We start from the raw sequence: 14340 nt of genomic DNA on the forward strand, positions 1-14340 counted from the left end.
AAAATTAACAGTTTTTAACTTTTATCTGACAAAAGTCAGCCGGCTGGATATTCTCATGACAATAAAATTTTATGAATGTGTTAATTATACACTTAGATATTCTCAAAATCCCTTCATTTTTAAAGCAAAGTAGAACATTCTGTTAGTGATTAATTGCAACAATTACAATACAACACATTAATTTTATTTAATTACTATTCATTCTAAATTGCTAAAAACCTGCATATTATAGTATAAAACCCATAATAGTACTTAAACTTGTGGTATGGATAATTTTATGGCTGCGAGGTCGCAGATGGCACTGTCGCTGGGCTTCCACATTATTTTTTCATGCATAGGCATGGTTATGCCTTTCTTTATGGCGGTATCGCATTTTTTGTGGCTGCGAAAAGGAGAACAGGTTTACCAAAACATTACCAGGGCCTGGAGTAAGGGGGTAGCCATATTTTTCGCAACCGGTGCTGTATCGGGTACGGTATTGTCATTTGAACTGGGTCTACTGTGGCCTACATTTATGAAACATGCCGGCCCCATATTCGGGATGCCCTTTTCGCTTGAGGGGACCGCTTTTTTTATTGAAGCCATAGCGCTGGGGTTTTATTTATACGGCTGGAAAAGGTTTAACCGGTGGTTTCACTGGGTAACCGGTCTTGTGGTGGGCATCAGCGGCTTAACTTCCGGTATATTGGTGGTGGCGGCTAACAGTTGGATGAACAGCCCTACCGGATTTGAATTAGTGAACGGGAGCTATATTAATATTGACCCAATAAAGGCCATGTTTAATCCGGCCTGGTTTTCACAAGCGCTGCATATGTGTATAGCGGCATTTGCTGCAACTGGCTTTGCTGTAGCCGGTGTGCATGCCCTAATGGTCTGGCGCAGACGTAATGTTGATTTCCATATGCGCTCTTTTAAAATTGCAGCAATATTTGGTGTAATTGCCGCACTGCTGCAACCCATAAGTGGTGATATTTCGGCTAAAATGGTAGCCAAACGGCAACCCGCCAAACTCGCGGCTATGGAAGCCCATTTTAAAACAGAGCCCTATTCGCCACTTATTTTAGGCGGTATACCTGATGAAAAGAACAGGAAAGTGAATTATGCCATTGAACTGCCCGGCATGCTCAGCTTTTTAGTGTATGATAATTTTAAAACCCCGGTTAAAGGCCTCGACCAGATACCACAACAAGACCATCCACCGGTAACGGTGACGCACTTCGCCTTCCAGATAATGGTTGGGTTGGGAATGGCGATGATGGCGCTCGGAGTAATCTATCTGTTAGCCATATGGAAAAAAAGAAACTGGTTTAATAAAGGGTGGTTTCTCAAGCTTTTTATTGCGGCCACACCAATAGGATTTATTGCTGTTGAAGCCGGGTGGACGGTTACTGAAGTTGGGCGCCAGCCATGGATCATACAAGGGGTTATGCGAACCGCAGACGCGGTTACTCCTATGCCTGGAATACACTATTCATTTTACTTATTTACCGTGGTATATTTTACGCTGAGTATAGTGGTGATATTTTTACTCTACAGGCAAATAAAAATGGTACCTGTTATATATGATGTAAAACCTAAAAAGCTGCACACCAATTAAGATATTATGCTATATGTAGTTATCATTTTTTTATGGGTATCGCTGCTGCTTTACCTGGTAATGGGCGGTGCCGATTTTGGTGCGGGTATTATTGAGCTCTTTACATCTACCCAAAACAAATCACGTACGCGGCGCATCATGTACAATGCCATCGGGCCAATTTGGGAGGCCAACCACATGTGGCTTATTATTGCTATAGTTATCCTGTTTGTTGGCTTTCCTACTATTTACGCCACCATGTCAACCTATCTGCACATACCGCTCACAGTGATGCTTTTGGGCATTATCGCTCGTGGTACTGCGCTTACCTTTCGTAATTACGACGCGGTGCATGATAACATGCAAAAATTGTATAACAAGATATTTGTTTACTCCAGCTTTATTACACCGCTTTTCCTGGGTATTATTGCGGGCAGCGCGGTATCAGGCCGCATAGATCTGCAGGCCAATAATTTTGCTGATGCCTATCTATACAGCTGGTTCAACTGGTTTTCGGTAGCTATAGGCTTTTTCACAGCTTCGCTATGTGGGTTCCTCGCGGCAATCTACCTGATTGGCGAAACTCATGATGATACAGAACGCCGTAGTTTTATACGCAAAGCACGTATTATGAATGTAGCTGCTGTTTTATCAGGAGCTGTAGTGTTTATCGCCTCAACAAAGGAAAACATCCCATTGGTACAGTGGGTTTTTGGTAATTTTATTGGTATTGCAGCGGTAAGCCTTGCTACTATTTCGCTTATTTTATTGTGGTATCTCATTAGTCGGGGTAAAAGATATATCATACGGGTATTAGCTGGTTTTCAAATGACCATGATATTATTCACCACCACTTACCGGCACTACCCGCGTATTGTTATACTCAAGAACGGAGGGTATCTTTCCCTGATAGATCACAGAGGTGCAGATAAAACTATATATGCGTTAGGTATGGCTTTATTGGTAGGAAGTGTGTTTATACTACCGGCGCTATTTTACCTCATATGGAGTTTCAGAAAGAAAGATGGCACTGCCGATGCGTTACAACACTGATCCAATATAATTAAGATCGGGTCTTATCAGGTAACGGAATCACCAATTGCTTACGAAGATACAGATAGCCACCAATACCGGCTATCAAGGAAGCCAGCACAATGGCCAGTTTAGCGCTTTCTGCCTGCATGGTATTTCCGAATGATAATAGCGTAATAAATATAGACATGGTGAAGCCTATTCCCGCTAAAACGCCGGCACCAGCCATCAATTTACGATTAACATCATGCGGCAAAGTACCTATACCTGTTTTAACCGCTAATAAGCTGGATAGCGTTACCCCAAGCGGTTTGCCTAAACAAAGCCCCGCTATAATGCCCAAACTTAATCCGCTACCCAAGCCGGAAACCATACCCGTAGTAAAAGTAATATTGGTATTGGCCAAAGCGAATAGCGGCATAATAACGTAATTAACCGGCCGGCTCAAGTGATGTTCCAGTTTCTTTAAAGGTGAACCTTTTTTTGACTTAGCCGGGATTGTTAAAGCGGTAAGCACGCCTGCTATGGTTGCATGCACTCCAGAATGATGAACAAAATACCACATTAATATCCCAGGTATAATAAAAAACACCGGTTGCTTAACACCCATTTTGTTCATGAGCAACAGCAACAAAAACAACATAGCCGCTATGCCCATATTTAACCAATGCATACCCGTAGCATAAAAGATAGCAATAACTAATATAGCCAGCAGGTCATCAACTACGGCAAGCGCTGATAAAAAGGCCCGTAGACCACGAGGGACAACGCTTCCCAATAAAGACAACACACCTAATGAAAAAGCGATGTCGGTAGCCATAGGGATACCCCACCCCTTCCCGGCCGTAGTTCCGGAATTAACAAGCCAATAAATCAGGGCAGGTAACAAAGCACCGCCTAACGCCGCTATTACCGGCAAAGCCGCCCTTTTTGCACCGGATAGATGCCCATCGAGTATTTCTTGCTTGATCTCCAGCCCTACCAGAAAAAAAAATACAGCCATCAGGCCATCGTTTATCCAGTTAAGTACCGATAAACTTATTATACCTGCATCTATCTGTGCAGACAATAAATGACTAAATCCGTTTCTCAACGGCGAATTAGCTATGATTAATGATACAATTACACAAAGCAATAATACTATCCCTCCTGTAACATCAGATTTAAGTAAGGCCGGAAACTTCATAGTTAATGCAGAGTGTGGCAAATATACCATTCCCTTTAAATAACGTTTATTGAAAACAAAAAACCCTTATCAAGGTGTTATAAGCGATAATGTTACACCAAAATGGTGTACGTTCATACATATTGTGTTTATCAAACTAAAGTTGAAAAAATGAAGTTTACAGGCGTATTTGCAAAATCGGCAATAATTTTACTTTTAGTCTTAATAGCCAATGTCCTGCACGCGCAAACGCCACAAATACAAACAGACTCGGCCGAAACTATACCTGATACTTTACTTTTTAGATTACAGCGCGCCCAGGCTGCCATAACTGAAATTAACGCGTCTAATAAAAAAGGATATGCTACTGAACAAACAAGGCAGACGTTAACAGATGTAAGGCAAAACATAGCACCCATAAAAGCCGACCTGAAAGTTTCTGCACGAGTAATAGAACCCAAAACGCTTACCAGTTACGACCTTATCCTCCGTACCTCCCAGGAAGATCTGCTAAATGTGCAAAACAAACTTTCAAAGGCAAGCAGCGATCTGCAGCGCATGTCAAAAGAAGTACTTGAGTTGAGCAGAGACTCGGTACTAACGGTTACCGCGAATGATACATCGGCCAAAAATCTATACCGTGCTCAACTGGTAAATATTAAACTAAGGCTGCAAAACGCAGGTAAACTCACAACGGCTAACCTGGACACAGTAAGCCGGCTGCTTGCCGATGTTTCTGAAACAACCTTATTAATAACCGATCTAGAGGCTAATATTGCCGAGCGAATGCAAATATCAGGCAAAAGCGCCTTGAGAAAAGAGTCGCCGTACATTTGGTCGGCACCGGTTGAGCGCAAAGGCGACGATATAGGCGAGCTATTATCATCATCCATAAGAGGCCAGAATAAAATACTAAGTTATTTCATCAATTCTACATGGGATAATCGAATCCTGCTTATTTTGCTTGGCGGTATATTCTTTCTATGGGTGTTTCTTAATTATCGCAAAGCACAGCAAGCCGATATCAGGGATAAGATAGGACCGCTAAATTTCAAATTCCTTAGCAGCATACCTATCATACCATCCCTTATTGTTATATTGGTATTTACGCCTCTTTTCGAACCCGACTCACCTTCGCTTTATATAGAGATCATATCATTCGCACTGCTGGCATTACTTACCATAGATTTTTGGAAAAAGCTGCCGATAAAGCAACTGCGCCAATGGCTGTATATTGTTGGGCTGTATATACTGGTAATGGCTGTTACAGCAACCATACATGATGCTATTTTAATGCGTTTGCTACTGATAGCTGTAAATGTTGCTTCGCTTTATATTGGTTATAAGTTTTACAGCAAGCTCAAAGAAATTAATTTTAAAAAGGGATTTATAAAACCTGTGCTTATTATATTCCTAATTCTTAACATCTTATCCGTAGTGTTAAATATATTGGGCCGCATTAGCCTTGCCAAGATCAATTCTGTTACCGCCATTATTGGGCTTTCGCAAGTAATAGGACTGGCTATATTCATCCAGATACTTACTGATGCGCTTGAATTACAAATAAAGGTAAGCTCATGCAGAGGTGGTTTATTTTCGAGGTTAGATGTATCTAAAACCCGCCAGTCATTTCAGCGTATGCTGTCTATCATAGCCGTGGTGCTATGGCTACTGGTATTTTTCATCAACCTTAATGTGGCTGGGGGCGTTTTTAGTTTTTTCCACCAGATACTTATTAAGGAACGTAGTTTTGGTACACTAAAGTTCACGCTTAGCAACATCCTGTTTTTTGCCATTATTGTTTATATATCCAATATACTTCAAAAAAATATAGGCGTGCTGTTTGGTGAAAAATCCATTTCTATCAGTAGTACCGAGGTGGAACATAAAAGTTCTAAATTAACGCTCATACGGCTGATTATAGTCATCTTAGGTTTATTACTGGCAGTAACAGCATCGGGCATACCAGTTGACAAACTCACCGTTGTACTTGGCGCGCTTAGTGTGGGCATAGGCCTGGGCATGCAGAACATTGTGAACAATTTTGTTTCAGGCATTATTCTCATATTCGAAAAGCCTTTTGAAATAGGCGACTTTATTGAACTGGCCGATAAAAAAGGTAAAATACAGGATATAGGCATACGGTCCAGTAAAATGCTTACACAATATGGCTCTCAGGTGATTATCCCAAATGGTGACCTTTTATCAAACAGGCTGGTGAATTGGACCCAGGGAGCATCTTTCGTAAAATCCGAACTGCTATTTAAGGTAAATATAGCTACTGATTTGAATGCGCTTAGCAAAGCTATTGAAGAGGAAATAACCCAAAGCGATCATACGGTTAAAAACCTTGCTCCTGAAATACTCATTAACACCATTACCGCTGACGCTGTTGAAATTAAACTATTGATATGGCTTACCAGTGTTTACATAGAGCCGGCATTTAAAAGCATGTTATTTGCCAACCTTATAAAACGTTTTACCAGCATGCAGATAAAAGTGATGTAATAAAATGTAAACGTGGTTTTATGCTTTTTTCTGTTAAAGGTGCAGGTCCGGTTGCCAGGCTGCTAATATCGTTGAAATAAGTTTGCGCAAGGCCATCCCAGCTTAGCTCTGCCATATGCCGTATACATGCTGTAGCGAATTGATGAGCCAATGGTTTGTTATCAAGTAATGTTTCCAGCTTTTGTACATAATCATCCGCAAGGTAGGGGCTGCACCTGAAACCATTAACACCGTGTTCAACAAAGTCTTTTGATCCTCCACCATCAGCTATCACGCATGGTAAACCTGATGCCATTGCTTCAGCTACCACATTCCCATAGGTTTCAGAAACTGATGGGAACAAAAAAACATCTGCCGAAGCATATAACAGCGCAAGATAGTGGTGGTCAACCTTTCCGGTAAAATAAGCGTTTTTCATGCGGCGTTCACAAACCTGCCTCGCGCTGCCGTCGCCTACTATCAAAAAATTCACTTTCCGGTCTCTTTCCATAAAACTGTTGTAAACGGCAAACAAAGTTTCCAGGTTTTTTTCCCATACCAGGCGACTGGCAAACATAATAGTTGGGTTCTGGTTACCGGTAAGGCGCTCTATTACTCTTTTATCGCGATTAACCGGATTAAATAAATGCGTGTCTATCCCCCTTTTCCACAACTGCATTTTTTCAGGAGCTATTCCCATTTCCAGTAATTCATGTTTAATGCTGGTTGCGGGTACATATACTTTATTACACCTGTTATAAAAACGTTTGTGCCCACGGGCAATACGGTTCTTAACCGGCTTTATTAAAAAAGGCAGGTATTTGAAATAATAATCAACATAGGAAATAAAATGAGTATGATAAATAGTAAGTACAGGCAACTGGTGTTGTTCAGCATACGAAAGAGCGAAATTACCCAGGTAAGATGGCGTTGCAATATGTACTACTTGTGGTGCAAAATCTTTTAATTTTTTATTTAAAGAAGACTTTACACGGTTCGGTAAAGCCAGTGAGTACCCGGCGTTTACCGGTAGGTTAATATGAGGCACCCTAAAACTATCAAAACTTAAAATGCTTTCGGGACCGGCGCCATAAATAAAAAGATATTCGAAACGGGTTGTATCTATCCGGTTAATGAGCTGGTACATGGTACGCACAGCGCCATCAAATTTTTCTGCCAATATATCGGCAAAAAATGCTACCTTAATCTTATCCAAAAAACAGCCCTTTCAGTACAGATGGTTACAAAGAATGAAAATGCTGCTGACCGGAATTAAGGCCGGGCTCTTGAACACGCGCTTCAGCATCATTCTTTTTTATTGGCGTACGTGAGGCTGCCCAGATAACAACTGCAGCTATCAGTAGCATAAACAGATCAAGTGATGAATAGCCCATTTCCATTGGTTTTATATTATAACACAAACCTACCCAGTTAGTTTAAGGGAAATGTTAATAGCACATTATCAGATAAATAATATTTAGATTAAAAGTAATTTTTATGTTAAGAGTTAAATCACTCTTTAAAGTTGTACGATAAACGGTTGTTTTATGCGTTATTTACCTATACCTTAGCAAAACATCTGCTTAAGCTTTTAATTTGTTCTTTAATTTTTATTCCGTTTAAAAATTTTACACTTTGCCGTTACCCAAACTATAAGCTAATAGTTGATACACACTTGTTTTACATCTACTAATGAACAAAAAAAAGAATTACGATTCTGAATTTTGCGGAAGCTTGCCTCTTCATAATATTAATGTTATCCAGGCTTATGGATACCTGATGGTATTAGACAAAGAGTCTCTCGAGATTTTACAGGTAAGCGAAAATATTGCTGATCTGCTTAATAAACCGGTAACGGAAGTTGTGGGTAAACCCCTGGCTGAGTTTGTTAATGATGATACGGTTGTCAAAAATATTCAACAGCGTTTCAATAATAAAATAAAGAATAAGGTACCAGCCACCCTTGTTTTGGCGGGCAATACAGTACAAGCTTTAATTCATTTAAAGGAACAATACCTGATAGTTGAAATTGAAAAACCATCGGTTGTAAATGAACGGAGTTTCAGCAGCGTATTTGATGAGGTAAAATACGCCATTGCGGCTATTGAAGAGGCCGAAACCATTGCGGACATCAGCAATGTAGCTGTGCAAGAGTTACGCAAACTAACCTGCTTTAATGGTATCATGATGTATCGTTTTGATAAAGACTGGAACGGTACTGTAATAGCCGAAGATAAAGTACAGAGCCAGGGTCTCGAAAATTATCTGGGCCATACCTTCCCTGCATCTGATGTTCCTAAACAAGCGCGTGAACTTTATTTAAAAAACACTTACCGGCTTATACCCAATCGCGAGTTTAAACCGGTACGCCTGTATCCGGTTATCAATCCTAAAACCAATACGTTTATTGATCTTAGCGACTGTAACCTCCGCGGTGTGGCGGCCGTTCACATTGAATATTTAAAGAACATGAATGTGCAGGCAAGCATGTCCTTGAGGGTTATTCATAACGGCCAATTGTGGGGTCTGATCGCCTGCCATCACCTAACACCGCTATACCTTAGTTTTGAACTTTGCAGTGTATGCGAGCTCATATCATCTGTCATATCAAACCGTATCACAACAATACTTTATAAGGAAACGTTTGAAACAGAGGCGGAACTGCAAAAGAAACAAACCGCGCTTATTGCGCAGGTTTATGCAGAAGATGATCTTATAAGCGGTATATTAGAAAATACAGATCTAAACCTGATGCATTTACTAAACGCAGATGGTATCGCGGCCATGATTAATGGCAGAGTAAACACCATAGGTATTGTACCCGACAAAGGTTTTTTAGAAAACATGCAACTCTGGTTACAAGGCAAAGATATTGACAGGGTATATGCTACAGATCATCTTCCTGAAGAATATGACGAAGCCCTGTCCTATGCAGAAACTGCCAGTGGTGTATTAGCCATACCAGTAAACAAGGAACAGGGAGATTATATTCTATGTTTCAGGCCGGAGGTTAAACAAACTATTAACTGGGGTGGTGATCCTAATAAAGCCATCAACTTTGAACCTGATGGTAAAAACTATCATCCAAGAAACTCGTTTAAGTTGTGGAAAGAAACCGTTCATAATACTTCAGCAGCATGGAACAAGTATGAACTTGAGATGGCTGAAAATATGAGAAGTTTTATTTACGAATTTATAACAAAAAGCACAGCAGGCAATTAAGTGAAAGAAAACAAATTACAGTTTCCGGATATCACAGTTACCGACAGGTATATTATTGCCATTGGCGCATCCGCTGGTGGGCTGGAAGCTATACATGAGTTTTTCGACAATATGCCGGCTAACTCGGGCTTCACTTTTATTGTTATACAGCACCTGTCACCAGATTACAAGAGCCTACTCGTAGAACTTGTTTCCAAGCACACCCATATGAAGGTTTTTGAGGCGGAAAATGACATGACGCTCCAGCGCGATTGTGTATACATTATCCCCAACAAAAAGCTCATGACCATACGTGGCCATAAATTACGCCTGGCGGATAAAGGCACTCAAAAGGCTCCTAATACTGCTATAGATACTTTTTTGTTTACGCTCGCCAAGGATAAAAAAGAAAAAGCGATAGCTATTATCTTATCAGGCACCGGCACAGATGGTACAAAAGGTATTGAGATGGTTAAAGAATGCGGCGGCATGGTGATTGTTCAGGAGCCGTCAACCGCAAAGTTTGATGGCATGCCCAATAATGCCATTACTTCCGGTAATGCTGATTTTATATTGCCACCGGCTAAAATGCATACAGAAATTTACACCTATGTTAGTCAGCAGCATAAACCATCTTTAGAGGATAACCAACCCGATGACGCCCTCATGAACCAGGTTTTTAAACTGGTGCATACCAACAGCGGACAGGATTTCAATCTGTATAAAACACCAACTATCCTCAGGCGGATTGACCGGCGCATGAATGCTTTAAATATTAAAGACTTTAAGCGCTATGTTGAACTCTTGAATGAGAAACCTGCCGAGGTGAAAATTTTGGCCAAGGATTTTCTGATCAACGTTACTAAATTTTTTCGTGATAAACCCGCTTTTGATATACTGGCTAAGGATATCATCCCTAAAATTATAGAGCGTAAGGCAGATGGCGAAATGCTTAAAGTATGGATCTGCGCCTGTAGTACAGGGGAAGAGGCTTATTCAATAGCCATTCTTATCACTGAAGAATTACAGCGTACAGGCAAAAAACTGGAACTTAAAATATTTGCTACTGATGTTGACGAATCAAGCATTGATATCGCCTCCCGTAATAAATATCCTTTAAGTATAGACAAAGAAGTACCGGCCAGCCTGCTTAAAAAATATTTCATAAAAGAAGGTAAAAGCTATTCTATTATACCATCGGTACGCAAACAAATTGTTTTTGCCAAACATAACGTTATTAAATCGCCACCATTTATAAAAAATGACCTGGTGACTTGCCGTAATATGCTTATTTACATGAATAATCTATTACAGCAAAAGGTATTAGCCACCCTTCATTATTCTCTTAACCGAGATGGGTATCTTTTTTTAGGCTCAAGTGAAAACTCTTCGAGCTTAAAGGATGGATTAACAGAAATAAGTGGCAAATGGAAGATCTATCAAAAAACCGGCACCATTAACTACGGTTTACACCACACTTATTCAGCAGCTACCACCGGGCTTAAATATGCTGACAGGAAGCTATACGTCGCTAATACTGATTCTCCCAGAACACTGGAAGACGAGTTCAGGGACCTTATACTCGAAGAGTTTGGGACGGTAGGTATTTTTATTGATAAGAGCTACACTATAAAAGAAACTATCGGGAATTTCAATCAGTTCCTTACTCTACCGGATAAAAAACTTGATTTGAATATCCTTAACATGCTCAGCAAAGATATATCTGTGGTTTTAAACACAGCGATACGCAAGGCCTGGAAAGAAAATAAGAAGACCCATCTTAACCGTGTTCGCTTTAAACGTGGAGATAACGATATCCTATTACAGATAACGGTAAAACCGCCGGATTCGAGGTCGTCAAACGGTTATACGCTGCTCATGTTTACTGAAACAAAGACAGAAAGCCTGCCTAAAGATGGTATAGAAATCACTCCTGTTGGCAATGAGCAACAATCTGAGTACCTCATGGAAATGGAAGCGGAACTCAATGAAACCCGCACCAACCTGCAAATGGCCATCGAAGAGATGGAAACTACAAATGAGGAGCTGCAGTCAAGTAATGAAGAGTTATTGTCAGCTAATGAAGAATTGCAATCCGGTAATGAAGAACTACAGTCCCTTAACGAGGAACTTCATACATTAAATACAGAGCACCAGCTTAAGATACGTGAGCTTATAGAGCTGAATGATGACCTTACCAACTACTTCCGAAGTACGGATATAGGGCAGATATTTATTGATGCCAATCTGCGTATACGTAAGTTTAACCCGGCTGCCATAAAAATGATCAATCTGATAGAGGCCGATATTGGTCGCCCTATCAACCATATATCCAGTAATATCAAATATGATAATCTCATAAATGATATACATACCGTGCTTTCACGCGGGCAAATGATGGAAAAAGAAATTATGCTCAACAATGGTAAAAACAACCTGATGCGCATAATGCCTTACATCAAAAAAGACAGAACCGCGGATGGAGTGGTCATATCTTTTGTAGATATATCTGTTATTACAGAATTGAATAACATTATCTCCGGGGTGTTCAATGCCAGTTCAGCGGCTATCATGGCGTTTAGGGAGGTGCGTAATACCAACAATAAAGTGATTGACTTTGTATGCATTGCCTATAACAACGCTGCATTAGGCATGGTTGGTAAAAGCAGCGACCAAATGGAATCTCAGCCATCCATTAAGGACCTGCCCGATCTGAATAACCTGATAAAGTTTGACCAGTATATCAAAATTGCCGAAGGGGCCAAACCTGTTAGCACCGAACTTAAAGCGGACAATGATGAATGGTACCAGGCTGTGATAGCCAAAATGAATGATGGTTTTGTAGTAAGCTTAACCAACATTACAGAACGCAAAAAATCGGAGCAAAAGCTAAAAAATAATTACAACGAACTGATAACTGCCCGCGAAGGCTTGCGCAATTTAAATAATGAATTGGAGCAGCGCGTATTAGACCGTACAAAAGAACTTACTGAAAGTGAAGAACGGTTTAAGTTGGTATCAAAAGCTACTAACGATACCATTTGGGACTGGGACCTGGTAACCAACACCATGTGGCGTAGCGAAAATTTTACTACTATGTTCGGCTATCCGTTGGATGAGAGGGTAAACAACATCAGCTTTTGGTTTGAGAAAATACATCCCGATGATCGCCAACGTATTGAACAAGGCGTTTACGAGGCAATTAACACCCACCAGGGGCAATGGTCGGCAGAATACCGCTTCCTTAAGGCCGATGGCACTTATGCTATCATACTGGACCGTTGCAGTATACTTGAAGACGAATTTAATACACCACACCGTTTAGTAGGTTCTATCATTGATATTACCCGCCTGGTAGAAACTGAAAAACGCCTTTACGAAAGTGAAAGTAAGTTCCGTAAGGTGTTTGAAAGTAACATGATCGGTATGGTGTTCTCCAACATGGATGGCCGTATCATTGAAACGAATGATGCTTTCCTTAACATGCTCGGTTACACAAGGGAAGATGTACAAAAAAATCCGCTCAATTGGCGGGAGATCACTCTGCCTGAATACATAGCTATAAGCGAATGGGCGGTAAACGAGTTAAAAGAAAAAGGTGTTGTTCCGCCTTTTGAGAAGCAATACAAAAAACGTAATGGAGATAAGCTTTGGGTACTGATGGGCTCGGCTGTGTTAACACAAGATAATACCGCCATTAACTCCGTAAGTTATATTATTGATATCACCAAGCAAAAACAGGCCGAAAGCCGCCGTAAAGAACTGCTACAGTTAGTTAAAAAACAACAGGACGAGTTCTATAGTATATTCACCAATGCCCCTGCCCTTATTACCATTAAACGTGGCCCCGAGTTAATTTACGAATTTGTAAATAAGGCCTTTGAAAAGTTTGATGGTCAAAGGAGTTACCTTGGCCGCAAAAGCCTCGAAGTGCATCCTGATATGAAAAACTCAGAGCTTTTCAAGGTAGAAAATCAGGTACTAAAAACAGGGAAAACCATTGTAAAAAATGCCTTCCACGTATATCGGTACGATCACAAAACCGGTGAAAAAAAGGACTGCTGGTTTGATTTCATTTATACCCCCGTTTATTCAGAAGATGGCAATGTTGATGGTATTGCTTTCTTCGGATTCGAGGTTACCGATTTAATTAAAGGCCGTAAAGCTGCCGAAGAGCTCATGCAAAAGAAGGATGAGTTTATGAGCATTGCCAGCCATGAACTTAAAACACCTATCACCAGCATAAAGGGCTCGCTTCAAATACTTAAGCGTATGGTTGATAAGACCGACGGGAAAGATACCACCCTGGCCTCGTTTATTGATAAGGCTAATAAACAAACCGGCAAGTTAACCACCCTGGTAGATGATCTTTTGGATGTTACCAAAATACAGGAAGGTAAAATGGTGCTCAATTATTCGTCTTTTGACGCTGCTGCCATGGTTAAAGAATGCCTTGAGGAGGTGTATGCGCAAAATACCACGCACAAAATAGAATATTTGGCCGATTGTGAAATGATGGTGAGTGCCGACAGGCCCCGTCTTGAGCAGGTAGTGACTAACTTCCTTACCAACGCCATTAAATATTCACCTAAAGCCAATAAAGTGATTGTTACCTGTAGTTTAGATAAAGATAATTTTAAGGTAAGCGTTAAAGATTTTGGCATAGGTATTCCGGATGATAAAAAAGATTTCTTGTTTGACAGGTTTTACCGTGTGCAGGAATCATCAAGCCATATTTCAGGCCTCGGCCTTGGCCTGTATATATCAGCCGAGATCATCAAGCGTCACCATGGTGAAATAGGTGTAAACAGTACGGCTGACCAAGGCTCAACATTTTGGTTTACTATACCCATAAAAGGTAAAAACCAATAGGGCATTA

8 protein-coding genes are annotated in these 14340 nt (G+C 40.6%); 5 read left to right on the plus strand and 3 right to left on the minus strand.

Translation table 11 applies throughout. The features are described from left to right. Positions 1-265: 265 nt before the first annotated feature. Together CKK33_RS13110 and CKK33_RS13115 are read left to right on the plus strand one after the other, a co-directional pair. Complete coding sequence (locus CKK33_RS13110) at positions 266-1597, plus strand: cytochrome ubiquinol oxidase subunit I (protein ID WP_095704539.1); 1332 nt, start codon at positions 266-268, stop codon at positions 1595-1597. A gap of 6 nt (positions 1598-1603) precedes the next feature. Continuing rightward, positions 1604-2629: a cytochrome d ubiquinol oxidase subunit II gene (locus CKK33_RS13115; protein WP_095704540.1), complete on the plus strand. Its 1026-nt coding sequence runs from the start codon at positions 1604-1606 to the stop codon at positions 2627-2629. 10 nt (positions 2630-2639) lie between these two features. Here the strand turns inward: CKK33_RS13115 and nhaA are convergent, their stop codons facing one another. Further along, positions 2640-3794 carry a Na+/H+ antiporter NhaA gene (nhaA, locus tag CKK33_RS13120; RefSeq protein ID WP_095704541.1) on the minus strand — a complete coding sequence of 385 codons (1155 nt, stop codon included), beginning with the start codon at positions 3792-3794 and terminating at the stop codon, positions 2640-2642. Positions 3795-3944: 150 nt separating this feature from the next. On the opposite strand from nhaA, the gene CKK33_RS13125 reads away from it, so the two are divergent. Then, the gene (locus tag CKK33_RS13125) at positions 3945-6281 is read left to right on the plus strand and encodes a mechanosensitive ion channel family protein (RefSeq protein WP_095704542.1); all 2337 of its coding nucleotides are present in this window, start codon (positions 3945-3947) and stop codon (positions 6279-6281) included. Here CKK33_RS13125 and CKK33_RS13130 read toward each other — a convergent pair. Both CKK33_RS13130 and CKK33_RS19535 read right to left on the minus strand, forming a co-directional pair. After that, positions 6253-7476, minus strand: coding sequence for a glycosyltransferase family 1 protein (locus CKK33_RS13130; RefSeq protein ID WP_095704543.1), 1224 nt, complete (start codon positions 7474-7476; stop codon positions 6253-6255). The two genes, CKK33_RS13125 and CKK33_RS13130, sit on opposite strands and share 29 nt — an antisense overlap. 25 nt (positions 7477-7501) lie before the next feature. After that, positions 7502-7660 carry a hypothetical protein gene (locus CKK33_RS19535; RefSeq protein WP_158223437.1) on the minus strand — a complete coding sequence of 53 codons (159 nt, stop codon included), beginning with the start codon at positions 7658-7660 and terminating at the stop codon, positions 7502-7504. Between the two features lie 292 nt (positions 7661-7952). Here CKK33_RS19535 and CKK33_RS13135 point away from each other — a divergent pair, with 292 nt between their 5' ends. Beyond that, positions 7953-9482 (plus strand): GAF domain-containing protein, encoded by a 1530-nt coding sequence (locus CKK33_RS13135; RefSeq protein ID WP_095704544.1) that lies wholly within the window; start codon positions 7953-7955, stop codon positions 9480-9482. Continuing rightward, positions 9483-14333, plus strand: a complete 4851-nt coding sequence (locus CKK33_RS13140) for a chemotaxis protein CheB (RefSeq protein WP_095704545.1) — start codon at positions 9483-9485, stop codon at positions 14331-14333. It abuts the gene before it with no gap. Positions 14334-14340 lie beyond the last annotated feature (7 nt).

This window comes from Mucilaginibacter sp. MD40 (assembly GCF_002288635.1).
Lineage (GTDB): Bacteria > Bacteroidota > Bacteroidia > Sphingobacteriales > Sphingobacteriaceae > Mucilaginibacter.